Source organism: Bradyrhizobium sp. 1200_D9_N1_1 (assembly GCF_052075915.1).
In the GTDB taxonomy this organism is placed as follows: Bacteria; Pseudomonadota; Alphaproteobacteria; order Rhizobiales; family Xanthobacteraceae; genus Bradyrhizobium; species Bradyrhizobium diazoefficiens.
In genome coordinates this window covers 1,635,408-1,658,577 of the sequence record NZ_CP197226.1, presented here as the reverse complement: position 1 = coordinate 1,658,577, position 23,170 = coordinate 1,635,408, and the positions used below count along the sequence as shown (strand labels likewise).

Annotated in this window: 26 protein-coding genes and 2 pseudogenes; 13 read left to right on the top strand and 15 right to left on the bottom strand. The window is 62.5% G+C overall.

The features are described 5' to 3' along the window. Positions 1 to 201: 201 nt before the first annotated feature. Positions 202 to 612 (top strand): cytochrome c-550 CycA, encoded by a 411-nt coding sequence (gene cycA, locus AB5K84_RS07975; protein ID WP_011090276.1) that lies wholly within the window; start codon positions 202 to 204, stop codon positions 610 to 612. A gap of 118 nt (positions 613 to 730) precedes the next feature. On the opposite strand, the gene AB5K84_RS07970 is transcribed toward cycA, so the two are convergent. Then, positions 731 to 1,687, bottom strand: coding sequence for an alpha/beta fold hydrolase (locus AB5K84_RS07970; RefSeq protein ID WP_038967317.1), 957 nt, complete (start codon positions 1,685 to 1,687; stop codon positions 731 to 733). A 328-nt stretch (positions 1,688 to 2,015) separates the two neighbouring features. Between AB5K84_RS07970 and AB5K84_RS07965 the strand changes: the two genes are divergently transcribed. Next, a complete protein-coding gene (locus tag AB5K84_RS07965; protein WP_038967318.1) occupies positions 2,016 to 2,198 on the top strand; it encodes a hypothetical protein in 183 nt (60 codons plus the stop codon). Positions 2,199 to 2,212: 14 nt separating this feature from the next. Here the strand turns inward: AB5K84_RS07965 and AB5K84_RS07960 are convergent, their stop codons facing one another. The 3 genes from AB5K84_RS07960 to ykgO form a co-directional block, all read right to left on the bottom strand. Further along, positions 2,213 to 2,473: a hypothetical protein gene (locus AB5K84_RS07960; RefSeq protein WP_038967321.1), complete on the bottom strand. Its 261-nt coding sequence runs from the start codon at positions 2,471 to 2,473 to the stop codon at positions 2,213 to 2,215. Between the two features lie 161 nt (positions 2,474 to 2,634). After that, a complete protein-coding gene (locus tag AB5K84_RS07955; protein WP_038967322.1) occupies positions 2,635 to 3,276 on the bottom strand; it encodes a tetratricopeptide repeat protein in 642 nt (213 codons plus the stop codon). Positions 3,277 to 3,409: 133 nt separating this feature from the next. Further along, positions 3,410 to 3,535 (bottom strand): type B 50S ribosomal protein L36, encoded by a 126-nt coding sequence (gene ykgO / locus AB5K84_RS07950; protein ID WP_006611362.1) that lies wholly within the window; start codon positions 3,533 to 3,535, stop codon positions 3,410 to 3,412. Positions 3,536 to 3,876: 341 nt separating this feature from the next. On the opposite strand from ykgO, the gene AB5K84_RS07945 reads away from it, so the two are divergent. Further along, positions 3,877 to 4,761 carry a 4-hydroxyphenyl-beta-ketoacyl-CoA hydrolase gene (locus tag AB5K84_RS07945; protein ID WP_011090280.1) on the top strand — a complete coding sequence of 295 codons (885 nt, stop codon included), beginning with the start codon at positions 3,877 to 3,879 and terminating at the stop codon, positions 4,759 to 4,761. A 101-nt stretch (positions 4,762 to 4,862) separates the two neighbouring features. On the opposite strand, the gene AB5K84_RS07940 is transcribed toward AB5K84_RS07945, so the two are convergent. After that, positions 4,863 to 5,609 carry a hypothetical protein gene (locus tag AB5K84_RS07940; RefSeq protein WP_236842136.1) on the bottom strand — a complete coding sequence of 249 codons (747 nt, stop codon included), beginning with the start codon at positions 5,607 to 5,609 and terminating at the stop codon, positions 4,863 to 4,865. 452 nt (positions 5,610 to 6,061) lie between these two features. Here AB5K84_RS07940 and AB5K84_RS07935 point away from each other — a divergent pair, with 452 nt between their 5' ends. Then, positions 6,062 to 6,655, top strand: a complete 594-nt coding sequence (locus tag AB5K84_RS07935; protein ID WP_028174598.1) for a hypothetical protein — start codon at positions 6,062 to 6,064, stop codon at positions 6,653 to 6,655. A gap of 354 nt (positions 6,656 to 7,009) precedes the next feature. Here the strand turns inward: AB5K84_RS07935 and AB5K84_RS07930 are convergent, their stop codons facing one another. The 3 genes from AB5K84_RS07930 to AB5K84_RS07920 all read right to left on the bottom strand — a co-directional run bounded on the left by AB5K84_RS07930 (position 7,010) and on the right by AB5K84_RS07920 (position 10,264). Next, the gene (locus AB5K84_RS07930; protein ID WP_011090283.1) at positions 7,010 to 7,453 is read right to left on the bottom strand and encodes a c-type cytochrome; all 444 of its coding nucleotides are present in this window, start codon (positions 7,451 to 7,453) and stop codon (positions 7,010 to 7,012) included. Between the two features lie 727 nt (positions 7,454 to 8,180). Beyond that, a complete protein-coding gene (locus AB5K84_RS07925; RefSeq protein WP_011087397.1) occupies positions 8,181 to 9,245 on the bottom strand; it encodes an IS110-like element ISBj4 family transposase in 1,065 nt (354 codons plus the stop codon). Positions 9,246 to 9,340: 95 nt separating this feature from the next. After that, positions 9,341 to 10,264 (bottom strand): LysR substrate-binding domain-containing protein, encoded by a 924-nt coding sequence (locus tag AB5K84_RS07920; RefSeq protein WP_011090284.1) that lies wholly within the window; start codon positions 10,262 to 10,264, stop codon positions 9,341 to 9,343. A gap of 485 nt (positions 10,265 to 10,749) precedes the next feature. Between AB5K84_RS07920 and AB5K84_RS07915 the strand changes: the two genes are divergently transcribed. Next, a complete protein-coding gene (locus AB5K84_RS07915) occupies positions 10,750 to 11,568 on the top strand; it encodes an alpha/beta fold hydrolase (protein ID WP_011090285.1) in 819 nt (272 codons plus the stop codon). Positions 11,569 to 11,828: 260 nt separating this feature from the next. Beyond that, positions 11,829 to 12,938 (top strand): annotated as a pseudogene (locus AB5K84_RS07910) (IS630 family transposase). Between the two features lie 10 nt (positions 12,939 to 12,948). Here AB5K84_RS07910 and AB5K84_RS07905 read toward each other — a convergent pair. Beyond that, complete coding sequence (locus AB5K84_RS07905; RefSeq protein WP_236842138.1) at positions 12,949 to 13,542, bottom strand: hypothetical protein; 594 nt, start codon at positions 13,540 to 13,542, stop codon at positions 12,949 to 12,951. Between the two features lie 71 nt (positions 13,543 to 13,613). Continuing rightward, entirely contained in the window at positions 13,614 to 14,210 is a 597-nt protein-coding gene (locus tag AB5K84_RS07900; protein WP_011090288.1) for a superoxide dismutase, read from the bottom strand. Positions 14,211 to 14,745: 535 nt separating this feature from the next. On the opposite strand from AB5K84_RS07900, the gene AB5K84_RS07895 reads away from it, so the two are divergent. After that, on the top strand, positions 14,746 to 15,477 hold the full coding sequence (locus tag AB5K84_RS07895; RefSeq protein WP_011090289.1) for a haloacid dehalogenase type II: 732 nt from the start codon (positions 14,746 to 14,748) through the stop codon (positions 15,475 to 15,477). A gap of 31 nt (positions 15,478 to 15,508) precedes the next feature. Continuing rightward, positions 15,509 to 15,976: a YbaK/EbsC family protein gene (locus AB5K84_RS07890; protein ID WP_011090290.1), complete on the top strand. Its 468-nt coding sequence runs from the start codon at positions 15,509 to 15,511 to the stop codon at positions 15,974 to 15,976. Positions 15,977 to 15,982: 6 nt separating this feature from the next. On the opposite strand, the gene AB5K84_RS07885 is transcribed toward AB5K84_RS07890, so the two are convergent. Then, positions 15,983 to 16,327, bottom strand: coding sequence for a hypothetical protein (locus tag AB5K84_RS07885; protein WP_011090291.1), 345 nt, complete (start codon positions 16,325 to 16,327; stop codon positions 15,983 to 15,985). Positions 16,328 to 16,423: 96 nt separating this feature from the next. Beyond that, a complete protein-coding gene (locus tag AB5K84_RS07880; RefSeq protein WP_011090292.1) occupies positions 16,424 to 17,410 on the bottom strand; it encodes a tripartite tricarboxylate transporter substrate binding protein in 987 nt (328 codons plus the stop codon). A 148-nt stretch (positions 17,411 to 17,558) separates the two neighbouring features. On the opposite strand from AB5K84_RS07880, the gene AB5K84_RS07875 reads away from it, so the two are divergent. Continuing rightward, positions 17,559 to 17,816 carry a hypothetical protein gene (locus AB5K84_RS07875; protein ID WP_028173932.1) on the top strand — a complete coding sequence of 86 codons (258 nt, stop codon included), beginning with the start codon at positions 17,559 to 17,561 and terminating at the stop codon, positions 17,814 to 17,816. Here AB5K84_RS07875 and AB5K84_RS07870 read toward each other — a convergent pair whose 3' ends face one another. Beyond that, the gene (locus AB5K84_RS07870) at positions 17,817 to 18,752 is read right to left on the bottom strand and encodes a LysR family transcriptional regulator (protein WP_011090294.1); all 936 of its coding nucleotides are present in this window, start codon (positions 18,750 to 18,752) and stop codon (positions 17,817 to 17,819) included. It lies immediately after the preceding gene. A 117-nt stretch (positions 18,753 to 18,869) separates the two neighbouring features. Between AB5K84_RS07870 and AB5K84_RS07865 the strand changes: the two genes are divergently transcribed. The 4 genes from AB5K84_RS07865 to AB5K84_RS07850 all read left to right on the top strand — a co-directional run bounded on the left by AB5K84_RS07865 (position 18,870) and on the right by AB5K84_RS07850 (position 21,381). Then, complete coding sequence (locus AB5K84_RS07865; protein WP_011090295.1) at positions 18,870 to 19,622, top strand: SDR family NAD(P)-dependent oxidoreductase; 753 nt, start codon at positions 18,870 to 18,872, stop codon at positions 19,620 to 19,622. A 36-nt stretch (positions 19,623 to 19,658) separates the two neighbouring features. Then, the gene (locus tag AB5K84_RS07860; protein ID WP_011090296.1) at positions 19,659 to 20,357 is read left to right on the top strand and encodes a pirin family protein; all 699 of its coding nucleotides are present in this window, start codon (positions 19,659 to 19,661) and stop codon (positions 20,355 to 20,357) included. 147 nt (positions 20,358 to 20,504) lie between these two features. Further along, positions 20,505 to 21,104: an NAD(P)H:quinone oxidoreductase gene (gene wrbA / locus AB5K84_RS07855; protein WP_011090297.1), complete on the top strand. Its 600-nt coding sequence runs from the start codon at positions 20,505 to 20,507 to the stop codon at positions 21,102 to 21,104. Positions 21,105 to 21,246: 142 nt separating this feature from the next. After that, positions 21,247 to 21,381: a hypothetical protein gene (locus AB5K84_RS07850; RefSeq protein ID WP_257784484.1), complete on the top strand. Its 135-nt coding sequence runs from the start codon at positions 21,247 to 21,249 to the stop codon at positions 21,379 to 21,381. Between the two features lie 13 nt (positions 21,382 to 21,394). On the opposite strand, the gene AB5K84_RS07845 is transcribed toward AB5K84_RS07850, so the two are convergent. Beyond that, positions 21,395 to 22,279, bottom strand: a complete 885-nt coding sequence (locus AB5K84_RS07845; protein ID WP_038967364.1) for a protein-L-isoaspartate O-methyltransferase family protein — start codon at positions 22,277 to 22,279, stop codon at positions 21,395 to 21,397. Positions 22,280 to 22,359: 80 nt separating this feature from the next. Beyond that, positions 22,360 to 23,104, bottom strand: a pseudogene (locus tag AB5K84_RS07840) (GNAT family N-acetyltransferase). Between the last annotated feature and the right edge of the window lie 66 nt (positions 23,105 to 23,170).

Sequence of the window (23,170 nt, the reverse complement as noted above, 5' to 3'; positions counted from 1 at the left end):
ATTGTCCCGGCAAATCAATCATGTCTTGCCGTCTTTGGGTAGGTCCTCCGAAGGTCGCATTGCATTGTTGCAGCGCAAGTTCTCTCTGGGGCAAGTCTGCTATCAGGAAACCTGTCAAGGATTCGCGGCTTGTCCACTTGCCCTGGACCTGCCAAAACCACGACCCTCCATCTGACCCGGGAAGAGACGAAGAGCACCCTTATGACAAAACTGACTTTCGGCGCGCTAGTTGCCCTCGCCATGACTGCCGCAGCGTCCACCGCCATGTCTTCCAAAGCGATGGCGCAGGACGCCGCCGCGGGCAAGACGTCGTTCAACAAGTGCCTGGCCTGCCACGCGATCGGCGAAGGCGCCAAGAACAAGGTCGGCCCCGAGCTCAACGGCCTCAACGGCCGCAAGTCGGGAACTGCGCCGGACTACAGCTATTCGGATGCGAACAAGAATTCCGGCATCACCTGGGACGAAGCCACGTTCAAGGAGTACATCAAGGACCCCAAGGCCAAGATCCCCGGCACCAAGATGGCGTTCGCCGGCATCAAGAACGAGACCGAGATCAACAATCTCTGGACCTTTGTCTCGCAGTTCGACAAGGACGGGAAGATCAAGCAGTAAGCGCGCGAGAGGCGGCCGCCAGAGCTTCGGTTCTGATTGAAGCAGAGCCGAAGCTCCGGCTTCTTGTTTGGACGCGTTTTCTTCACGCGAACCGGTATCCGCTTCGCTCGAAAACGCTTCAGTCAGCGGCCGCCTGCGCGGGCACGATTTTCCCGATCATCGTCTCGATCTCCGTCTTCACCAGATCCGGCACGGCGTTCTGCACCATGTGGCCGAGATCGGGCAGCACGATCAGCTTTGCATTCGGCACCATCGCCGCGAACGGGCGCGCGTGGATGTTGGTCTTCACCGTCTTGTCGGGTTCGCCGGCGATGATCGTGACCGGGGCCGATATTTCGCCATAGCGCGTGGCTTGCCCGGCCACCGACGCCTTCAACGTCACCAGATCATAGGCATTGGCGATGAACTCGCGCGGCCGCAGCAGCAGCGGCGTCGCGGAGTGCTGCACGAAACCATCGGGCATGGTCTGCGGCAGGAACACATTGCGCGCGCCGGACTCGGCGACGAAATACCCGAGCGGCAGCGTGATGGTGTAGGCGAGCAGCGGGCCGATCACGGGCGTTGCGATGAGCTCGTTGTAGCGGCCGACGCCGCCGCGCCAGGGATGGGTGACGGGCGCCAGCATCACGAGGCCGGCGACGCGGCCCCGATGATCGAGCGCGAGGCGCGCGCCGAGCGCCCCACTCCAGGAATGCACGACGAACACCGCACGATCGATTCCGAGCTTACGAAGCGCCTCGTCGATCATCCGCGCCTGGATCTGCGGCGTCGAATCCTGCCGCCGCGCGCGCGTGCTCCAGCCATGGCCGGGACGGTCGATCAGGATGACGCGATGGTCTTTTGCCAGGAGATCGCCGAGCGGGCGTCGCATCGCTTCGAGATTGGAGCTCGCGCCGTGCAGCATCACGACCGGCAGGCCTGAATCGCGCGGGCCGATGTCGACGACGTGAAGCGTCGCGCCATCGACCTCGATCATCCGGCCCTGTGGCGGAAAGGCGCGTTGCACGGCGACGATTCCGGCCTGCGTGACCAGCGCCAGCAGAACCAGCGCCGTCACGACTGTCATCACGATCATTGAGAGAATCCGGACGTAATAGGGCACCTGGCAATTACGGGGCGTGGCACGCGGCAGTTTCGCCCCAGGGGCTTCAGCACTTCCACCGGAAATGAGGGGCTGTGGATATGTGCATAATCGAGGGCCAGAAAAACTCAATAGAATCAATCTAATTCCTGATTGCGCGCGAGCTTCGGACCAGCTTCATGCGGTCGTCATAGCGGTTTCCATATAATCGCCATGGTCGGTTCCGCCATTTAGGCGCGGGTGGGCGCCGATCCTCCTCGCGACCTCAGGGGATGCGGGACAGGCCGGCAGGATTTGTCCTGATTTGAACCGGAGAATTTCGATGAGCTTCAGATCGAACGACACTGCAATCGACGAGATTGTCGCAAGCTGCAACGGTGACCTGCGCGGTGCCGTGCGGGCGCTGCTCCTGATCAACGAGCATCTCGAGGCGGAGCTCGCTAGGGCTTACGCCGCAGCGGCCGATCGCGGCCTCGCCGAGCGCGGCGGCAGCGCCCTGCATTAGGTTGCGGGCCGGACCTAGTCCGTCTTGTCCGCGTCCTTTTCGTCGTCGGGACTGACCGCGGGACAGGCGCGGATGGTCGAGCGGGCGAGCTTGGCGTCGGACCTGGACTTGTAGGGACCATCGCCGAACCAGATGTCGCCGATGATGACCGGATTGCTGGTCACGATGTTGCATTTGCCGGTGGCGCGGTTGCCGACCACCCAGAACAGTCCGTCGGCGAGACTCACCGTTCCCGACGCGAGCAACAAGCTACCCGCAAAAATCAAACGCTTCATGGCTTTGCTCCTGCCATGCAGGTAGGCCTGCGGCCGCATTGGCGATACCCCAGCTCATGCGACGCGTGTGATCGTGGTTAATCCGCGTGCGCCGCAATCGCTCGGGATATGATCAAACTATCCCTTTGCGCTGGCGCGGCCCTTCGGGTCCGGATCGTGCTCTAGATGTCGCGGCCTTCGACCTTTTCGGTCAGCGCCTTGACCTGATCGGGTATCTTCTCGAGGTGCGGATTGACGGCGAGCGCCTTGCGGTAGGCCTCGAGCGCGCGCTTCTCGTCGCCGACCTCCTGCATGATCATGCCGAGCCCCGCGAGCGCGCCGAAATGGCGGGGTTCGCGGATCAGCACTTGCTGGATGTCGGCGAGCGAGCGGCCGTAGTCGTTCTGCATGTAGTAGAGCGTGGCGCGCCGGTTCCAGGCCTCGATGTAGTCGGGCCTGAGCTTGATGACCGAATCCAGCAACTTGATCGCGACGTCGATCTTCTGCGCGTCGACCGCGGTCTTGGCGCGCGCCATCAGCAGCGAGGCGGTATCGCTCGGGGTCTGGAGCCAGATCGCCCAGATCCGCGCCTCGACATGCTTGGCGCTGACATCGTCGGGCGCCGCCTTCAGCGCGCCGAACAGGAAATCGAGATTTTTGGTGCGATCGACCTTGGGCAGCTTGGCCGGCGCTTCGGGAAGCTTCTTCTGCTTGCCGGGCGGGGTCGGCGGCTCAACCTGCTGCGCCGCGGCCGGAGCGAGGCCGGCGGTTCCCAGGGCAAGGGCCAAACACAGGGTGCGTGCGAAAGGGAATCTCACTGCCAGGACTCTCACTGCCATGACCGAAGTCTAGACGCGCAAAGCCGCCCTTGCAAAGCAAAGGCGGCGTCAAACTCGTGTGAGACCGTGGTCTTGCGGGCGCGCGGGGCGTCCGGCAGGGCGTGATCAGCCGCCCAGATCAGCCTTGGCGAGCCTTGAAGCGGCGCTGCACCTTGTTGATCACATAGACCCGGCCCTTGCGGCGGACCAGGCGGTTGGCGCGATGGCGACCGCGCAGCGATTTCAGCGAGTTACGGACCTTCATGGCAGAATCCTGAACGTTCGAAAGGCCGTGTTCGGCACTACCGTTTCGGCACGCGCGAATGTGGCAAAATGAGATTTTTCCCGCTGGCGGACGACCGCCCGGGACGGGGCGGTTCTTAAGGCATGGCGGGAGGTCATGTCAATGTTAACTGCCCGGTTCCGAACCGGCAATTTCGCGAAAACAACCCCATGCACAGTAGAAACGACCGGATCGGCCCGATCCGCCTCGTCAGAGGCCAAGCATAGCAAAGACTTTTGCGGGCTGCGGTTTTGCTTCCAGCGACGCCTTGCCAAATTCGTTATATCATATAATCAATTTGGCAACCCGTCGGGAGGAAACCAATGCCGAAGCTGAAGCTGCCCAACATCGACGATGTCGTCGCCATCGACATCCACACCCACGCCGAAGAGCCCTGCGGCTGCCACGCCGACGACGGCTATGACGACTTCCAGGCGCAGATGGCGGAGTACTTCAAGTCGCCGAACAAGCATCCGCCGACCGTGCCGGAGACCGCGGCCTACTATCGCTCCAAGAACATCGCCGCGGTGATCTTCCCGGTCGACGCCGAGCGCGAGACCGGTTTCCGCCGCTACAACAATTACGAGATGCTGGAGGTCGCCTCCGATCATCTCGACGTCCTCATCCCGTTCGTCTCGATCGACCCGCACAAGGGCAAGCTCGGGGCGCGCGAGGCGCGCAAGCTGATCGAGGAATACGGCGTGCGCGGCTTCAAATTCCATCCGACCATGCAGGGCTTCTACGCCAACGACCGCATGGCCTATCCGCTCTACGAAGAGATCAACAATGGCGGCGCGATCGCGCTGTTCCACACCGGCCAGACCGGCGTCGGCTCGGGCATGCCCGGCGGCATGGGGATGCGGCTGAAATATTCCAACCCGATGTACATGGACGACGTCGCGGCCGATTTTCCCGACCTCAAGATCATCCTCGCCCACCCCTCCTTCCCCTGGCAGGAAGAGGCGCTGTCGGTCGCGACCCACAAGCCGAACGTCTACATCGACCTGTCGGGCTGGTCGCCGAAATACTTCCCGCCGATCCTGGTGCGCTACATCAACTCGATCCTCCAGGACAAGATGCTGTTCGGCTCGGACTGGCCGGTGATCACGCCGGACCGCTGGCTGTCGGACTTCGCCAAGATCGACATCCGCGACGAGATCCGGCCGAAGGTGCTGAAGGCGAACGCGCGCAAGCTGCTGGGCATCTAGCGCGGACGCTGAGAAGGCCGCTGGCGTGGCAGGGCAACGCTCGAGTTGCCGACGGCAAGGAGACCGCCTGACGGCGGTCTCCGGAAGTTCACCGCGTCTGATCAGGCGGCTCGCTTGAAAGCCTCCCGCGCCGCCTCGTTGGCACGATCAAAGGCAAGGCGGGTCTCCGCCAGGGCCGCCATGAGTGCGGACCATGAGTGGGTCCCCGCCTCTCTGAGCTTCTCCAGTTTTTTCTCCGCCTCGATTGCATCGGCATTCATGCGCTTCAGGGCTGCGTCGATGTCGCCGCGGCGCTCGGACGCAAAGTTCTTGGCATCGCTGCCGAGCTTGTCGGCGGCTTCGCGCCACGCCTTGAGCTGCGCTTCGGCCTGAAGCTTGAACGTCGCCTGTTGCTGCTCGATCTGCTTGCCGAAGCTTTCGACGTATTTTCCGGCCTCGGTCTCGAACACGCGCCAATCGGCTTCCATCCTTGATTTTGCCTGGGTCCAGGCGGCCTCGCCGACCTCCGACTGCTTCTTCACGGTGTCGCGGAATTCGTCGCGCTGCTTGCAGAGATCCGCCAGAACCTTCGTGGCCTTCTCACGCGCTTCCGACTGCACCTCGGAAGCCCTGGCTTCGAGCGAGGTCACCGTTGCTTCCATTTCGTCAAGACGCTCCTTGGCCCAGTTGGTGAAGAAATTGATGTTGTTTTGCGTGACCATTGCTTCGTGTCCATGGTTCGAATGGTACCGCCCCAGTTTCCCGACTAACACGCTGCGCCACACGCGTTCTTGACGTGAGTCAAGCAACGTCGCCGAGCTGATGAGGGCCTCGATGCCGAGGACAGAAACCCTCACTTGCCAGATCAAGCGCCAGCCCGGGACTCAAGGATTTGTAGGTCGCGAGCGGCGCCTGCGCCATTGCCGGGTGCGCGAGCATCAACAGGCGGTGGCCGCAAGCAGGGTGCGAGCGAGCATGGTTTCTCCGACGTGAGCTGGTCGACGTCGACTTTAATCTAGGGCGTGTACTCTTAACGCGCAGAAGTCCGATCTTGAAGGCTTAGCGGAAATGTTCCGCTCGGTCAGCGCATTGCCGCTGATGACCCGATTGAGACATCCTCTTGACAGTCGGGCGATGAAGAACGCGGTCTGTCGGCTGAGCCATCAAAGGCCCATGTACGCCCAAGAGGGAGTACCACCATTTTTCTATCGCGATTGGCGGCCATGAGGTTGTTATCGTCTTGTCGGAAATGGCAAAAACCCTCACCCTTGGTTCGGCCAGTTCATTCCGACATTGCTTTGATGAAAAGCTAGGAGGGAACATGCGCAAATATGTCCGTGGTACCTTCGTCGCCGCGCTAGGTCTTGCTTTTATCGGTGCGGCCCTCAGACCAATTGCAGCAGAAGAGCCTTACAAGGCTCAGCTCGACGCGTTGCGCAAATCGCTGGAGAAATATCAGGACTACAAGGTAGCCGTGCGCGACCTCTACCTGTCGACGGTGGGCTGCGTGCACTATTCTGGCGAGAAAGTTCCGCACCACATGGAGTATGCCAAAGGCGCTATGGGAGTGCACTTTGCCAATGTCACAGTGCAGGGCGCTCCCGATCCGATGAAGCCCAACGTATTGATCTACGAACCTGTGGGCAAGGAATTGAAGCTCGTGGCTGTTGAGTGGTTGGTGCCTCTAACGGCAGATACCAAGCAGCGCCCCTCTCTCTTCGACCAACCCTTCATGGGCCCGATGGAAGGACACTGGCCGCTCATTCCAAAGGAGTTTGTGCATTATGATCTGCATGCCTGGTTGTTCAAGGACAACCCGCTCGGCATGTTTGCGCCCACCAACCCGAATGTTAGCTGCGAGGGCTACGACTTTTCCCTGCTGGAAGAGCCGACCATGATGGTGCCGGGCCCATAAGCCAATCGCGAGGTCGGCTTCTGGCCCATCAGCGAAGTGGTAGCACGCCTCATTGAGGTCCGTTCAATGGGGCATAGCGGACTGAGCTTGCTCACGTTGAGTTTTTCGCGTTTTGACCCCAAAGAAGGCACGGCATCGGGCCGGGCAGATGTCGGCCTCGACCCGCTTCGGACATCGCGGTTTGGCAAACAGGGCAGTAAGACTCCCGGGCGCATCACGAGGCAATATGAGGCGGCGGGAGTTCATCGGGCTGGTTGGTGGTGCAGCTGCTTCGTCGGTTGTGGCGCAAGCAAACTTTTTCCGCTTTAGCGGGCGCTAAGCGGGATGGGCAAGTAATCTTATGCTCGTCGGTTGCTACTTTTGCTGAACGCGGCTGAGATAATCGACAACAGCGAGGATGCGTTTTCGCACGACGACTTCGGGGCTTTGCTCCGGCCCGGCCATCTTCCAATAAGACGGATCAACATAGTGAGGCAAGTTGACAATGGGGTTGAATCGTTCCCCCCAAATTGGCATCTCACGAGTGCCGTGAGCAGGAATTGTTTTCGATCCATCTATGGTTTCATAGACAGCGTTCGTGGGAAAGACCCCGTTGTTGTTCTTGGCCAACACCGTCAAATCGGGAGGCGGGATCTTGAGCTGGTCGCTGACCGGTCCTTTGCCCTTTGCATCCGCGCCATGACAACTCGCGCACGAAGACTGAAATTCTGACTTGCCGATGTCGAGGTCTTCAGCCTGAGCCGCGGCAGCGAAAGCAGCGGTAAGGCCGGCAATTATCAACCAACCACACTTTACCATGTCGCGCTCCAACGCTGGCTAGAAAGGCTTTACTACTAGCCGCTTTGCGCTCCGACAGATTGACGCATATCAAGACTGGCTTCCGGCTTAGGCTTGTGAAGGCTCTGGGAGTGGCATGCTTTCGCCGGCTGATCGGACTTAAGAGCCCGCGCCCTAGAGTGATGCCGTGCTCGCCGATCTCGCGCTGCTCTGCTACCACCCGCATGGTCTGGGCGCGTCCGCCGTTCGGTCGCTATCGGGGATAGATCGGACATGGAGCGGATAACCCATGTCGGTCGCAAATGACCCGAATGTATGGTCCGGCCGTGCGTAGCAAGAGGTTCGTCGATCAGGTGGTGTGGTCTTGCATCAATGTATCCGGCCTTTGATTGGAGCATTTTCTCCGGGCCATCATGGATATCAGCGCGCGTGCGTTCTCATTAGCGGACAGGCCTCGATTGGGCCATTTGGGTCACCAGTGTTCGCATGCGCCGGGAAGACCGAACCTCCATCTCGTCTCATCCTCTCGCAGACCTCGGCTGGAACCTGTTGATGGGGTTACGTCATCGCTTGCTCCTCCTACCTCGCAGTTCCTGTGTTCGAGCCAGGGGCCGTTCCTTCGTCCCGGCCCGCAGGACGTGCGTCGCGTCGCGCGCACGGGCGGTCAAGGCCGGCCGTTGCGCTTGGCTTGCGGCTGGCTCCGGCGTTGCCAGGCCGCGCCTTGACCGCGCCGAGCACGGCGCGACGATCAAGCGGGTCGGACGCCTGCATCGTTGGTCCTTGTCAGCTCGAAGGCGCGTCCTTTAGCCAGCACCGCCCAGGCGATGCGGGCAAGCTTGTTGGCGAGTGCGATCGCCAGCACGTTGTGGTGCAATCGCTTCTTGGCGGCTTCGATCCAGGATCTGAGTCCGTAACGTTCCCAGTTCTTGATCCTGACCAGCACCACCCATGCCGCCTGGACGAACAGAACGCGGAGGTAGCGATTGCCGCGCCGTGAGATTTTGCCGAGGATCGTGCGGTCTCCCGTCGAGATCTGCTTGGGCACCAGCCCGAGCCAGGCGCCGAAGTCACGGCCTTTGGAGAAGACGTCTCCAGTGCCGATCGCGGCCACCATGGCGCTCGAAATGATCGGCCCGATGCCAGGCACCGTCATCAGGCGCGAACATGCCTGATCTTGACGGGCCAGTGCTTCGATCTCGCCGGAGAGCCTATCGATGCGCTGATCCAGCCGACGCCAGTCGCCTGCCAACTCCTCGATGACACACAACATGCGTGGCGACAGGGCATCGGTGCGCGTCGCAAGGATGGTGGGCAGTTCTGTGCGCAGGAAGCCGATACCCTGGCGCACCGCGATCCCGCGTTCCAGCATGAAGGCGCGAATCTGGTTGATGATGCCGGTGCGTTGCGACACCAGCCGCTCGCGCACCCGATGCAGCGCCTGCAGATCCAGTTGCTCCGCGGTCTTGGTCGCCACGAACTTCATCGTCGGGCGCTGCACGGCTTCGGCAATCGCTTCGGCGTCATTGAAGTCGTTCTTCGGTCCTTTGCTATAAGGGCGGACATATTTGGCCGGCATCAACCTGGCATCGTGACCTAACGATGCGAGTTTGCGGCTCAAATGATGTGCGCCGACGCAGGCTTCCATGCCGATCAGGCAAGGCGGCATATTGGCGAGCCGCGCCTCGACCTGGCCACGCGACCACTTTTGCCGCAGCACGACGGTGCCGCGCGTATCGTGGCCCACGACGTGGAACGAGTTTTTGCCGATATCGATGCCGATCACGGCGATCGCGGTACTGGGTGTCTGGGACATGGCGTGCTCCTTGTCTTGGCGCCCCTGGCCAGCTTATCGCTGGCGGGGCAGGAGCACGGCCGGACCATCCCATTAGCGGACTCTCGCATCGGCTACTAGTCAGCTTCAACGTAGCGAATGATGCTCTGATTTTGAACGTTTGCAACCAATTCATCCGCGCGGGACAAAAGACGGCGGAGCAGGGGCGACGGATTAGTCCGATTGTATCCCAGCGCCAGATCGACCGTCGGCGTGCCGCCCTCGAGCGCTCTGGCGACGACGTTCGGTGCAAGCATGTTCTGCGCATAGAGCGGGACGAGGCTAATTCCGCCTGTGGAAGCCACGAGCGACATGGCCGATGATATGTTTTCGCCTTCATACTTCGCCTTGAGGGTAATGCCGACCCGAGATGCGTAATTATGTATGACCTCTTGCAAGACCGGCGATGTTCTTGCCGAGCTGACATAGATCTCGCGGGCGAGATCCTGCGGACGAATCTTCTTCCGTGATGCCAAGCGGTGTTCGGCCGGCAGCACGGCAATCAAGGGCTCCTTCGCCAATATCTTGAAGACGACGCCCTCGTTGTCTTTCTCCGGACGAAGGAAAGCGATGTCCAGCTTTCCCCGCATCAATGCCAGTGCGAGTTCTGGCGAAGATTGCGTGCTGAGCGTCACGTCGACATCGGGGGCTTCCTCGCGGAGGATGCGCAGCAACTGGGGGAGCCACATCACCTCCAGCCCGACGAGAAAGCCCATCGAGAGGACGGGCCTTTGCGGTTGCGCCGTCTGCCGGGCCCCTTCCGTTGCGGCCTCGACCTGCAGCAGCGCCAGCCGCGCATGATCGAGAAACACGCGTCCGGCAGCGGTCAGCGTCACGCCGCGCGCCTGGCGCTCCAATAACTGGACGCCGACTTCGGCTTCCAGATCGCGAATTTGCCGGCTCAAGGACGGCTGGGAGGTGTTCAGTCGCCGTTCGGCGGCGTTCAGCAGGCTGCCTTCTTCAGCGACGGCAACGAAATAGCGCAGGTGCCGGAGCTCCATGATCCCTCGTATATCTTCCAGGCATAGCTCGAAGCCTACAAGGTCTTGGTCAGGAGCCAAAGGGGGATTTACCGTTTCGCAGTCTTCAACCAAAAAAAGGACAACGAACAATGTCTTCGCCGAAGCATAGTATCGTCTTCAGCAAAGTGATCCCAGCACTCCAGGCCGATAGGAACGGCGTGATCGCAATTCAGTACGGCCTCGACAATTCTGCAGCGCGATCGAGAGTGGCGTCCCTCATTTAGCGGGAAACGCGCGCGAATGCGCAGGAGCGACGAATAGCGCCGCGCCGGATCCGGCGATAACGCGTCGGCGATCGGGTGTTGGCACGACAAGGGCTTGCCGGCGAGGCCGCTGAACATCGTGTCTTTTGGAAAGCCAGGGGGCGCGATCTGTGGCCTGATCAGCTTGCGCCTGCCTGCTTTTTTAGACCCCCGTCCGCAAACTTTTCAACAAAGATCTAACAGCGCAGATGGAGCGACTCGATGTCGACGATCACGACTACAGACGGCGTAAGCATCTTCTACAAGGATTGGGGATCAGGTCAGCCGATCGTGTTCAGCCACGGCTGGCCGCTGACAGCGGACGACTGGGATGCCCAGATGATGTTCTTCCTTCATCACGGGTATCGTGTGATCGCCCACGACCGGCGCGGCCACGGCCGGTCCGACCAGCCCGGCACCGGCAACGACATGGACCACTGGGTTGCCGACCTCGCGGCCCTGACTGAACACCTCAACCTGCGCGACGCGATACATATCGGGCATTCGACAGGTTGCGGTGAGGTCGCTCGCTATGTTGCTCGCCACCCGGCGCGCGTCGCGAAGGCCGTACTGGTCGCTTCACTGACGCCGAACATGTACCGGAGCGAGGACAATCCGTCCGGTCAACCGCCGGAGTGGTTCGAAGCGATCCGGGCAGGTATGTTGGGTAACCGGTCGGAGTTCTACCGTTTCGTCCCTGAGAATCCGTTCTACGGCTACAATCTCGACGGAGCCAAGCCTTCGGAGGCCATCATCGCCAACTGGTGGCGCCAAGGCATGGCCGGTGGTGCCCTCGCTCACTATACGACTGTCGACTCTTGGCTCGAAGACTATACCGAGGATCTCAAGAAGATCACCGTGCCGGTGCTGGTGATGCATGGCGAGGCGGATCAAGTCGTCCCATTCGCAAGTACCGTGCCGCGTGCGGTCAACCTGCTTAAGAACGGGTCGCTGAAAACTTATCCAGGCTACCCCCATGGCATGCTCACCACACATGCGGATGTCCTCAACCCCGACCTGCTCTCGTTCATCAGGACTTGACGACATCGCTCATCCATCATCGCCTCCCGCGCGAAGGAGATGCCGTTTGCAAGGCGGCCTCTCCTTCCAGTTCAAGAGATGGTGTGCAACGGCCGCCTTTGGCCCAACGCGGAAGTCCCGCGACGTCCGCTTTCGCGCCGCTATCGGGGGCATAGCGGACGTCTAACGGCGTCCCGATTAATGAGTACGCGCGCTAGTCATCTGGAACGCAAGTTCGTGACATTAGTTGATCGCTCGAATCTCTAGGGAGGAGAGCGCTCGTGGCGAATGCAGGTGTGAAAGGCCGGCCGATCGCGCCGTTGGTGCTGAGTCCGCAGGAGCGGGCGTACTTGGAGAGGCAAGTTCGTCGTCATCGTGTGGCCTGATCGCTATCTGAGCGGTGCCGCACGATCCTGCGGTGTGCAGATGGTCTGCCAAGCAAGTCTGTGGCTGCCGAACTTGGCATCCATGAACACACCGTTGGCAAGTGGCGCCGCCGATTCTTGAAGGATCGCTGTGATGGCCTGCTTGACGAAGCCCGCCCTGGCCGCCCTCGAACCATCGACGACGATCAGGTTGCTGAGGTAATCGAGCGGACATTGCGTACGACACCGCCCGACGCGACGCACTGGTCGATCCGCTCGATGGCTGCGGAAACTGGCTTTTCTCACACCACGATCCGCCGAATGTGGACGGCGTTCGGCTTGCAGCCGCACCGCAGCCAGACATTTAAACTGTCGAGCGATCCGCTATTCGTCGACAAGGTGCGCGATATTGTCGGGCTTTACCTGTCCCCACCGAACCGAGCCATTGTCCTCAGTGTCGATGAGAAAAGCCAGATCCAGGCACTCGATCGCGAGCAGCCGGTCTTGCCGATGATGCCTGGGGTGCCGGAACGTCGCACGCACAGCTATGTGCGGCATGGTACGACCACGCTGTTTGCAGCACTCGATGTCGCTTCCGGCTTTGTCATTGGCAAATGCTACAAGCGCCATCGGGCGGTCGAGTTCTTGAAGTTCCTCAAAGAGATCGACGCTCAAATCCCTGAGGGGCTCGCTGTCCATATCGTCATGGACAACTACGCCACCCACAAGACACCCAAGATCAAAGCGTGGCTCGCTCGCCGGCCGCACTATCATGTCCACTTTACGCCGACTTCAGCGTCATGGATCAATCAGGTCGAGCGTTGGTTCGCCGAGCTCACCAGAAAGCAGATCCAGCGAGGTGTCCACACCTCCGTCAAGCAGCTCGAGGTCGACATCCGCAGCTTCATCGACGTGCACAACAATAACCCGAAGCCCTTCAAATGGACCAAGTCCGCAGACCAGATCTTGGCTTCCGTCAAACGCTTCTGCCACAAAGCCCAGCAGACTTTATGTGGCGAACTTTAGATTCACGTGACTAGTTCAGCGCACCGTATGTCAGGTCGTCGAATACGGTGACACTGTCGGCCTTGGTCCACAAGCCGATCATGCCGGCGTCCCTGATCGATTCGTCCTCGACCTCGAACATCGGCTTGCCGTCATACATTACCCTGAACAGCTTTCCCGCGAATTCGCAGCGTAGGGAATGCCATTGACCTGATGGCACCGATACCTTGACGCCATAGCCACCTTTCCGGCCGACGATATCGAGCGCGCTGCGAACACCTTTGATCGTCTTGTAGAGCACGACATTGTCTTCAAGCGCGTTGGCCCGCACGACATAGTAATTGTCGGCATCCTTTGCGCGCCAGACAATACCGGCCGCACGATCCTCGGAGCCTGCGATCGCCTTGAACTTGACCTCGACGAACCCGTTCAGGATGCTGGTGCCGTTCCTGAGCGCCACTGGAAACGTCGCCTGACCGGATTGTTTCAGGACGTTCGGCTTGCTTGGCGCCGTCGACTCCGCCTCGACCGTCCATTTTGGCTGGCCGCGACCCGTCTTCGTCAGAGTCCAACCTTCGGGCGCTGCGCCGGTTGCTGCGTTGTCAAAATTTACCGTTTCTGCCATCGCGTTTCCTTCCACCGACAATAGGAACAACGCCGCCCCCAAGAGCGCTACGCTCATTCTTCGCACGACGTCTAAGCTTCCCGCCTGTATTGATCGTAGAGTGTCGCAGCGTTGTCCCATTTGATCGCTTCCATGTAGATGTCGACATACTTCGCGGCCGCGGCGCCGTAATCCATGTGATAGGCGTGCTCATACATGTCGAGCACCAGCACGGGGCGTCCGCCGGCCAGCGTCGTCGTGTGGTCGGCGGCCCACTGATTGACCAGCCGCTTGTCGCGCGGTGAGTAGGAAAGAATCACCCAGCCGGAGCCGCCGCCTTCGGCCTTGCCCATGGCGGAGAACTCCGCGCGCCACCGCTCCATGCTGCCGAAATCGCGCGCGATCGCCTCGGCAAGTGCTGTGCTCGGCTTGCCGGCACCGCCGAGCCCGTCGAAATAGATTTCATGGAGGATCATCGAGTTTGACGCGACGAGCTCCTCGCGCTTCAGGCCGTTGATGACGAAGTTCGGAGCTTTCGCGAAGTCGAGCTCGGCGAGTTGCGTTCCGATCGCGTTCAGTCGCTTTACGGCGCCGACATAGTTGTTCTCGTAGTGACTGACGAGCACCTTCTCCGAGATGCCGGCAATGGATTTCGGATCGAACGGCATCGGCTTGGACTGGTATGTCATTGGCTTGGCTCCTGTTGGCTGATTGGCTTGCGCAAGGGCTTGCGTCCCCGCGAGTAGTGCGGTCGACGCCGCGGCGGCCCCCACGCCCCTGATGAAGTCTCGGCGGTCGGTATTCGTGGTCATGAAGTCCTCCACTTGATCGTCGTCCCCAACGTCCCCCGCGTACTCGCTAGCTCTTGGTGCTCGCCGTCTTGTCGCGTGCGCAAATAGACCGCGCGGTCCTCGTCGATACGGACATCGACGAGGCCGGCGCGCTGGCGGCACCAATTGACGGGACAATTTCTGTGATGAGATCGAGATGAAAGCAGACATGCAGCGTCCTTGGTGACCAGGACGCGATACTTGGGCATGTCGCCTCGCGGGGAGATCGCAGATCCCCGTGCCTCGAATTAAGCGCCTGCCGGCGGCAGTGTCAATCTGCTGCGCGACGCCGCCGGGGTGACGATTTCTTGAAGAAGGTTCCGACCTTGTCGCGCACCGGGCCGTTTCGGTATTGTCCGTGCGCCTCCCGCAAAGATCCCAAAGGAGCGAGCCAATGAGCCTCAAAGCCGTCGTCTTCGACGCCTACGGAACGCTCTACGACATCCAGTCGGTCGCTGACATCACCGAGGATGCGTTTCCGGGCTACGGCGAGATCATCACGCAGGTCTGGCGCATCAAGCAGCTCGAATACACCTGGTTGCGCTCTCTGATGCAGCGCTACCAGGACTTTGACGCGGTCACGCGCGACTCACTCGCCTATACGCTGCGCATCCTTGGGCTCGCTTATGAGCGCGAGGAATTCGAGCGCGTGATCGAAAAGTATCTGCATCTCGATCTCTATCCGGATGCAACAAGCGCGCTTGCGGCCTTGAAGCCCCGACAACTCGCCATCCTCTCCAACGGCAGTCCGGACATGCTGAACGGGCTCGTGCGCAACACCAAGCTTGACCGCCTGCTCGATGCCACCATCAGTGTCGATGCCAAGAAGGTCTTCAAGCCGAGCCCGGCGGCCTATGAGCTGATCGGCGAGGTGCTCGGCACCGCGCCGGACGAGGTTCTGTTCGTCTCCTCCAATCCCTGGGACGTGGCGGGCGCGAAGTCGTATGGCTTGAACGTCGCATGGATCGAGCGGGTGACGCCCGAGGCGATGGCGCTGGCTTGCGTCGAGAACGAACTCGTGGCACCGCTGACGATGTTCAAGGCGATCCGCACCCAGATGGACGAGCTTGGCTTTGCGCCGGACCACCGCGTCCGCGCACTCTCCGAGCTGCCAAGTATCATCTGAGGTAGGTACGCCGCCCGCCCGTGAGACTGGAATGAGCCTGGAATCCGTTCGCGCCTTCTTCGCCGAGAAAGCCCCCGACATCTCCGTCATTGAATCCCCGATCAGCTCCGCGACCGTGGCGCTGGCGGCCGAGGCCTATGGTGTCGAGCCGGGGCGAATCGCCAAGACGCTGTCGTTGCGGATCGGCGAGCGCGTCATCCTGATCGTCGCCGCCGGCACCTCGCGCATGGACAACAAGAAGGTGAAGACGCAGTTCGGCGGCAAGCCGAAGATGCTGGGGCTGGAAGAGGTCGCCGAGATCACCGGCCACGAGGTCGGCGGCGTCTGTCCGTTCGGACTGAAGGCGCCGCTGCCGGTCTATTGCGACGTATCGCTGAAGGCGTTCGACGTGGTGGTGCCGGCCGCAGGCTCGACTCACAGCGCGGTGCGCATCACGCCCGAGCGGATGGCCGAGCTGACCGCGGCCGAATGGATCGATGTCTGCGAAATCAGGCCTTAAGAGACGTTAATCGTCCTCATCGTAAGGCCGCGGCTGCGGGGGCGGCGGCGCAGCATTGTAGCGCGGTGGCGGCACCGCCCGCCCTCGCGGGACCGGCTGCTGCGGCTGCATCTGGTTGTTGGATTGGAACACCGCACGGCAGGCGCTGGAGAGCTGGGGCGTGTTCTGCTGCAAGCAAGCCGTGATGCGGCTCACGTCCGGAATCTGGTCGCTGCACAGGCGCCACACATCCGGTGTGCAGGCCATCTGCTGTTCCATGGTTCCGCGATATTCTTCGGCGAATGCTGCGCCTTGCGCGACGATGCCGCCAATCGCGAGCGCCACACCCAGCGCAATCCGCTCTGTTCGCATGTCTCGATTCCTTCCAGAGTTTCTCGAATTCTCATCAATCAATGAGACACGGGCAGGTTCTGGACGAACAAAAAAATGTGAAGGTCCGGCCGGAACCTACTCCACCCGGCCGATCTTCTTCACCGCCGTGATCAGGCGCGCACTGTCGTCGGCGACGAAACGCGAGAACTCCGGCGCGTCCTGATAGGCGACGAGACTGCCGGAGGCCTCGAAGGACTTGAGGACCTCCGGACTCGCCATCACCTGCGCCATGGCCTCGCGCAGCCGGGTCGCGATCGGCGCGGGAAGAGAGCTCTGTGCAAAGAGCCCGGCCCATATGTACATCTCGACATCCTTGTAGCCGAGCTCCTGGAAGGTCGGCACGTCGGGGAAGCTCGCGATGCGTCGCGCACCGCAATTGCCGAGCACGCGCAGCTTGCCGTCGTCGACCTGCGGCTTCAGCGTGCCGGGCGCGGCCGCGATTGCCTGCACGGTGCCGCTGAGCAACGCGGTGAGCGCGGGACCGGCGCCGCGGAACGGCACGTGCAGCAGCTTGATGCCGGCGCTGTTCGCAAACATCTCCATCGCCACATGTAGCGTGCCGTACGGCCCGGACGAGCCATAAGTGATCTGGCCCGGCCGCTTCTTCGCGTCCTCGATGAAATCCTGCGCGGTCTTCCATGGCGCCGAGACCGGCACCGCGAGCAGCGTGGGATCGGCGAGCACGCGCGCGATCGGCATGAACTGCGAGACTTCGTAGGCGACGGGACGGTCGAACAGCCGGTCGGCCTCCGGCAGCACCGCGAGCGACGAAAGGGTCATCAGCAGCGTGTAACCATCCGGCTCGGCGCGCGCCGCCGCGGCATTGCCGACCGATCCGCCGCCGCCGCCGGCCCGGTTGTCGACGATCACGGGCTTGCCGAGGATCCGCTCCAGCGCCATGGCCACGGGGCGCGCGGCGAGATCGGCCTGGCCGCCGGCCGGAAACGGCACGATCATGGTGATGTTGCGGGCCGGATAGCCCTGCGCGAGCGCCTGGTCCGGTAACGCAGCCCGCAACAACGGCAATGCCGCAACCGCGCGCAAGAGATCGCGTCGATCCATGGTGGTCCCTCCCCCTGATTTTCTTTGTTTCGGCGGCCAGCCTAGCGCGGCGATCGGCAAGAACAAGACGTTTACGAAGTGTTAACCATGTTCGGTCCGGCCCGGAACGCATCCCCGGACCGGCTGTTGCCCTTCCAGGGAGTGAGTGATGCGCAATCTTCAAACCATTGACGTCGCGTTGGACGAGATGCTGGTCAATCTCGCGGCGATCGTGCTGCGGCTGTCAAAGCCCGAGGTGACGCGAACCCCGGAAGCGCGGCGCGCATTGGCGCAATCGGTCCACCAATACGCGGTCTGCGCGGCACGCTCGACGGACCCGCGCGTCCACGAATTGAAATCCGAACTGGAGGGGACGCTGAAGCCGAGCCTGCGCATCGTCGCGATCAACGGCGTGAAGGTGTCGTAGTCAGACCGTCTTCGCCTTCGCGCGCGTCCGCCGCCTGCACGTGCCCGGCAGCTTTGCCGCGAGAAAATCGGCGAGCGCTTCGACGCGTGCGGGGCGCGGGCCGCCGGGCGGCGTCACCAGGTGCACGGCGCCTTCGGCCTGCTTCCAGTCCTTCAGGATCACCTCGACCTCGCCGGAGGAGATGGCCTCGCCGACGATGAATTCGGGAAGCTCGGCGATGCCGAGGCCGGCGATCAGCGCCGGCATCACCGCTTCACCGTTGTTGACGCGAAGCTGCCCGCCCGGACGCACGCTTGCCTGCTCGCCGGCGGAATTGGTGTAGTGCCAGACATTGGGCGTGGAGAGATAGGCGTAGCTGAAGCATTTGTGCTCGGCCAGATGCATCGGATGCGTCGGGCGGCCGTGACGCTTGAGGTAGGACGGCGCCGCCACCGTGAAGCGCGGCATGGTGAACAGCCGCCGCGCGATCAGCGAGGAATCCGGCAGCCGCGCGATCCGCACCGCCATGTCAAAACCCTCGCCGATCAGGTCGATGGTCGCATCGCTCAGATGCAGATCGACCGAGACTTCCGGATAGGTCTCGAAGAACTCCGGCAGCAGCGGCGCCACCGCCTTGATCCCGAACGTCATGGGCACGGCGAGCCGCACGAGGCCGCGCGGCGCCACCGATTGCGCCAGCGCCTCGTTCTCCGCCGCCTCGCCATCGACGAGCAGGCGCGTCGCGCGCTCGGCGAGCTTGTGCCCGGCATCGGTCAGCGCGAGCCGGCGCGAGGTGCGGTTGAACAGCCGGGCGCCGAGCCGCTCCTCCAGCCGGGTGACGGCCTTCGACACCGTCGCCTTGGACATCGCGAGCTCGCTCGCGGCCCCCGCAAACGACCGTAATTCCACGACTTTTGCGAAAATCGCGAGCGCCTCGAAATCGGGGAGTTTTGCCATGGGAGCGGGTCCGTCAGGAGTAATTCAGGAAACAATGCGTTTCAACAGTTTCTATTTCTATACCACAGGCGGAGGCTTATCCAAGCGTCATCAGAAATTCAGGAATGGAGAAATCCAATGACCAAGAAGCTCTCAGGCAAGGTTGCCCTCGTCACCGGCGGTTCGCGCGGCATCGGCGCAGCCTCAGCCCGCGCGCTCGCCGATGAAGGCGCGGATGTCGCCATCAGCTACGTCGCCTCGCCCGACAAGGCCGAAGCGGTCGTCACGGAGTTGAAGGCCAGGGGCGTCAAGGCTCGCGCTTTCAAAGCCGACCAGGCCTCGGCCAAGGACGTCACCAAGCTCGTCAACGACGTCGCCAAGGAATTCGGCCATCTCGATATCCTCGTCAACAATGCCGGCGTCGCCGCGGGCGGCGCGACCGACGATGCCAAGGCCGACACCGACGCGCTGGAACGCCAGGACCAGGTCAACGTGCATGGCGTGATCGCGGCGATCCGCGCCGCCTCGCAGCTGATGGGCGAAGGCGGCCGCATCGTCACGGTCGGCTCGATGCTGGCCGACCGCGCCTCGTTCCCCGGCCTTGCCGACTACGTCGCCACCAAGGCGGCCGTGGTCGGGTACACCAAGGGCGCGGCGCGCGACCTCGGCCCGCGCGGCATCACCGTCAACGTCGTGCAGCCCGGCTCGATCAACACCGACATGAACCCGGACGACGACCGCGACTTCGCGGAAGCCCAGCGCAAGCAGCACGCGCTCCAACGCTTCGGCCGCCCCGAGGAAGTCGCCGCCGGCGTTGTCTTCCTCGCAAGCCCGGAGGCCTCTTTCGTCACCGGCACCGTGCTCAATGTCGACGGCGGGTTTGGCGCGTAACGCCAAACCCCTCCCCTCCAGTCAGGACCCACTTCCATGATCGAACTCAGACCTTTCGCAAAGCTCGGCGGCGCCGACCACGGCTGGCTCAAGGCCAAGCATCACTTCTCCTTCGCTAGCCACTACGACCCGAACAACATGGGTCACGGCTCCTTAAGGGTGTGGAACGACGACGAGATCGCGCCGAACACGGGCTTTCCCGCCCATCCCCATGCCAACATGGAAATCATCACCTATGTGCGCGAGGGCGCGATCACCCACCAGGACAACCTCGGCAACGAGGGACGCACCGAGGCGGGCGACGTGCAGGTGATGAGCGCCGGCAGCGGCATCCGTCACTCCGAGTACAATCTCGAGCCGAGCAAGACCCGGATCTTCCAGATCTGGATCGAGCCTGTGGCGCGCGGCGGCCAGCCGACCTGGGGCTCGAAGCCGTTCCCGAAAGGGGATCGCTCCGGCAAGCTCGTCACCATCGCGAGCGGCTTCAAGGACGACACGGAAGCACTGCCGATCCGCGCCGATGCGCGGGTGCTCGCCACCACGTTGAAGGCCGGCGAAAGCGCGGAGTACGAGCCGCAGAAGTTGCGGCATCTCTACCTCGTGCCCGCGGCAGGCTCGGTCGAGATCAACGGCGTGCGCGTCAACGCCCGCGACGGCGCCGCGATCCGCGACGAGAGCAGGTTGAAGATCACGGCGCTCGAAGATTCCGAGCTCGTGCTCGTCGACGCGGCCTAGCGGCGGCGAGCTGCATCATCTTCCGTCATTCCGGGATGGCGCGAAGCGCCAGACCCTGAATCTCGAGGTTCCGGGTTCGATGCTTTGCATCGCCCCGGAACGACGGAGCAATCACGAACACTCACTGATCACCCAACGGAGACCACCATGACCAAAGTTCTCGTCCTCTATTATTCCGCCTATGGCCACATCGAAGCGATGGCCAACGCCGTTGCCGAAGGCGCGCGCGAGGCCGGCGTCACCGTCGACATCAAGCGCGTGCCCGAGCTGGTTCCGGCCGAGGTCGCCAAGGCCTCGTACTACAAGGTCGACCAAGCCGCTCCGATCGCCAAGATCGAGGACCTCACCAATTACGACGCGATCATCGTCGGTACCGGCACGCGCTTCGGCCGGATGGGCTCGCAGATGGCGAACTTCCTCGACCAGGCCGGCGGGCTCTGGGCCAAGGGCGCGCTGCATGGCAAGGTCGGCGGCGCCTTCACGTCCAGCGCGACCCAGCATGGCGGCCAGGAGACGACGCTGTTCTCGATCATCACCAACCTCCTGCATTTCGGCATGGTCGTGGTCGGCATGAACTACGGCTTTGCCGGCCAGATGAAGCTCGACGAGGTCACCGGCGGCGCGCCCTACGGCGCCACCACGATCACCGGCGGTGACGGCAGCCGCCAGCCCAGCGCCAACGAGCTCGCCGGCGCGCGCTATCAGGGCCGCCAGATCGCGGAGACCGCCAGGAAACTCCATGGCTGAGCGGCACGGCTGAGCTCCACGGTTAAGCTGCGCGGTCAAGCTTGACGATCGACCGCATGGCTGATGCGACACGGGCGGCATTCTCTTTCGGGAATGCCGCCCCATCTACGTATTCAGGGATATTTGACCAGAAGCGATACGAATGGCTTTCGAACTGTTGTTGATTGCGCAGATGATCCGCAGGCCCGCCCAGGCGCTTGCGCGGCGCTGGTATTGCCGCAGCCTGTTCCGCGCCTCGCGCGGCCGGCTTCACTGTGCAGGTTGCACGGGATCGTGAGACGGCAATCCCCCTAGGCCTGCGTGATGTCGGCGCGAGGCTGAACTGACGCCGTCGGCGTGGGCGCCGGCGCCGTCGACAGCCACCAACCCTCACCGGCGAACCAGCACGTCTCGTCGGGAGCGCCTTTCCTCCGCAACGACTGCACGCTCTCCCATCCTCTCGCGAACGCCTCAGCCAATCGCCGACCGGCCTCCGCATCCTGCAATCCTGCGCAGCCGATGAACTGGGCCCGGCTGAGAAATTTCGCCGGCCAGATCGCGTCGTCGTCAGGACGCGTGATCATCAACATACCGCCGTGCATGCCTTCCGGCGCCAACGGAAACACCAGCCGCCCGCCGGGCCGTAGCGCCTCGAGCCACTCCGTGGCCGGCTGCGCCGCGCCGGCGCAGACATAGATCACATCCGCAGCCGGCAGATCGGACGCGATGCCCGAACGGTCGTGCACATCCGCATGGGCGATATCCCTGAGATTTTCGCGCGCCAGTCCTGCCAGACGCTGGTCGATCTCGTAGGCATGGACGCGGCCGCCGGGTCCGACGAGATGCGCGAGGATCGCGGTGTAGTAGCCGCTACCCGCACCGATCTGGATCACAGTCTCGCCTTCCTTCACGGCGCAGCCGCTGAGCCAATGGGCGTGCGCACCGGGCATTCCGATATTGAGGCCACGCGCGCTGTCGAGCGCCAGCAGCGTGTTCTGATAGATGAACGCGGGATCATCATCGGGCGTCACGACATAGGGATGACCGCCGAGACAGATCGACCACGGCCCGGGCCCGACGAAAGGCTCGCGCCTGACGGTCCGAAAGGCCTCCTCGATACGGGGATCCGCGGCTCTCGCCGCGGCGCAGATCAACTGCGCATAGAATGCGCGATATTTTGCCGAACGATCTTCCATGTCGCCTCCGTGAAACGGAGACGACGATAACACAACGATTGCGATATTCGAGCGACATCTGCAATCGGGGGGCGCGTGCTCTAGCGCGTTCCCTTGCCCATCGCCCGCGACGCGACAGCGGCCAGCCTGGGATGGCGGCGCAGGCCCTGCGCGGCATGGTCGCGCCATGCGTAAGGAGCGCCGCGCCAGGACAGCGCGACGCTGGCGTCGGTCAGCGCGACCTTCTCGGCGCCGAAGCGGCGCTTGTAGTCCTGGTTGCCGATGCTGAGATCGAAACGGCGCACGCCCTCCGCATGCAGCGCCGCCATGGTGCGCTCGGTGACGAGCAGCCCCGGCGAGCAGCTCGACCATGAACCGCCGGCGTGGCTGATCCGCAGCAGGAAATAGGTCGCGCCATGCCTGACGCCGAACGTGGTGGCAACGACGCCCTCGTCGCACACCAGCGCCGAGATGACGACATAACCATCCGCAACACCCTGGCGCGCGACGTCGCGATAGAATCGGGCATGCGTGTCGTCGTTGAGCACGAACCGCGAGCCGAGCTTGCGCATGCGCGCTTGCTGCTGCGCGTCCATCACGTCCAGCAGCTCAAGCGCGCGCGCGACATCCGTGGCGATCTCGAACCGCGCGCCGGCATGACGGCTGAACACGCGCCAGCAGCGCGGCATCTGCATGCGCGCCGAGCCAGTATCCATGCTGGAACGCGGTGCGATGCCCGCCATTCAGGCGCAATGCGGCCTGCCGCCAGTCACGCACGAAATCGACCGCGATTCCCGACGTGCTGGACACCCGATCATCTGGTTGCTCGACGCTGAGAAACGCCATCCGCGGGTCATACAGTGACTGAATGTTTCCAGATAGATTATGTTTTGCCGCAGTCCACAAGTGACG

Excerpts from the sequence above, each read along its gene's own strand:
- cycA (WP_011090276.1), top strand. The coding sequence starts at position 202 with ATGACAAAACTGACTTTCGGCGCGCTAGTTGCCCTCGCCATGACTGCC.
- AB5K84_RS07970 (WP_038967317.1), bottom strand. The coding sequence starts at position 1,687 with ATGATCGTGATGACAGTCGTGACGGCGCTGGTTCTGCTGGCGCTGGTC.
- AB5K84_RS07965 (WP_038967318.1), top strand. The coding sequence starts at position 2,016 with ATGAGCTTCAGATCGAACGACACTGCAATCGACGAGATTGTCGCAAGC.
- AB5K84_RS07960 (WP_038967321.1), bottom strand. The coding sequence starts at position 2,473 with ATGAAGCGTTTGATTTTTGCGGGTAGCTTGTTGCTCGCGTCGGGAACG.
- ykgO (WP_006611362.1), bottom strand. The coding sequence starts at position 3,535 with ATGAAGGTCCGTAACTCGCTGAAATCGCTGCGCGGTCGCCATCGCGCC.
- AB5K84_RS07945 (WP_011090280.1), top strand. The coding sequence starts at position 3,877 with ATGCCGAAGCTGAAGCTGCCCAACATCGACGATGTCGTCGCCATCGAC.
- AB5K84_RS07935 (WP_028174598.1), top strand. The coding sequence starts at position 6,062 with ATGCGCAAATATGTCCGTGGTACCTTCGTCGCCGCGCTAGGTCTTGCT.
- AB5K84_RS07930 (WP_011090283.1), bottom strand. The coding sequence starts at position 7,453 with ATGGTAAAGTGTGGTTGGTTGATAATTGCCGGCCTTACCGCTGCTTTC.
- AB5K84_RS07925 (WP_011087397.1), bottom strand. The coding sequence starts at position 9,245 with ATGTCCCAGACACCCAGTACCGCGATCGCCGTGATCGGCATCGATATC.
- AB5K84_RS07920 (WP_011090284.1), bottom strand. The coding sequence starts at position 10,264 with ATGGAGCTCCGGCACCTGCGCTATTTCGTTGCCGTCGCTGAAGAAGGC.
- AB5K84_RS07915 (WP_011090285.1), top strand. The coding sequence starts at position 10,750 with ATGTCGACGATCACGACTACAGACGGCGTAAGCATCTTCTACAAGGAT.
- AB5K84_RS07905 (WP_236842138.1), bottom strand. The coding sequence starts at position 13,542 with ATGGCAGAAACGGTAAATTTTGACAACGCAGCAACCGGCGCAGCGCCC.
- AB5K84_RS07900 (WP_011090288.1), bottom strand. The coding sequence starts at position 14,210 with ATGACATACCAGTCCAAGCCGATGCCGTTCGATCCGAAATCCATTGCC.
- AB5K84_RS07895 (WP_011090289.1), top strand. The coding sequence starts at position 14,746 with ATGAGCCTCAAAGCCGTCGTCTTCGACGCCTACGGAACGCTCTACGAC.
- AB5K84_RS07890 (WP_011090290.1), top strand. The coding sequence starts at position 15,509 with ATGAGCCTGGAATCCGTTCGCGCCTTCTTCGCCGAGAAAGCCCCCGAC.
- AB5K84_RS07885 (WP_011090291.1), bottom strand. The coding sequence starts at position 16,327 with ATGCGAACAGAGCGGATTGCGCTGGGTGTGGCGCTCGCGATTGGCGGC.
- AB5K84_RS07880 (WP_011090292.1), bottom strand. The coding sequence starts at position 17,410 with ATGGATCGACGCGATCTCTTGCGCGCGGTTGCGGCATTGCCGTTGTTG.
- AB5K84_RS07875 (WP_028173932.1), top strand. The coding sequence starts at position 17,559 with ATGCGCAATCTTCAAACCATTGACGTCGCGTTGGACGAGATGCTGGTC.
- AB5K84_RS07870 (WP_011090294.1), bottom strand. The coding sequence starts at position 18,752 with ATGGCAAAACTCCCCGATTTCGAGGCGCTCGCGATTTTCGCAAAAGTC.
- AB5K84_RS07865 (WP_011090295.1), top strand. The coding sequence starts at position 18,870 with ATGACCAAGAAGCTCTCAGGCAAGGTTGCCCTCGTCACCGGCGGTTCG.
- AB5K84_RS07860 (WP_011090296.1), top strand. The coding sequence starts at position 19,659 with ATGATCGAACTCAGACCTTTCGCAAAGCTCGGCGGCGCCGACCACGGC.
- wrbA (WP_011090297.1), top strand. The coding sequence starts at position 20,505 with ATGACCAAAGTTCTCGTCCTCTATTATTCCGCCTATGGCCACATCGAA.
- AB5K84_RS07850 (WP_257784484.1), top strand. The coding sequence starts at position 21,247 with ATGGCTTTCGAACTGTTGTTGATTGCGCAGATGATCCGCAGGCCCGCC.
- AB5K84_RS07845 (WP_038967364.1), bottom strand. The coding sequence starts at position 22,279 with ATGGAAGATCGTTCGGCAAAATATCGCGCATTCTATGCGCAGTTGATC.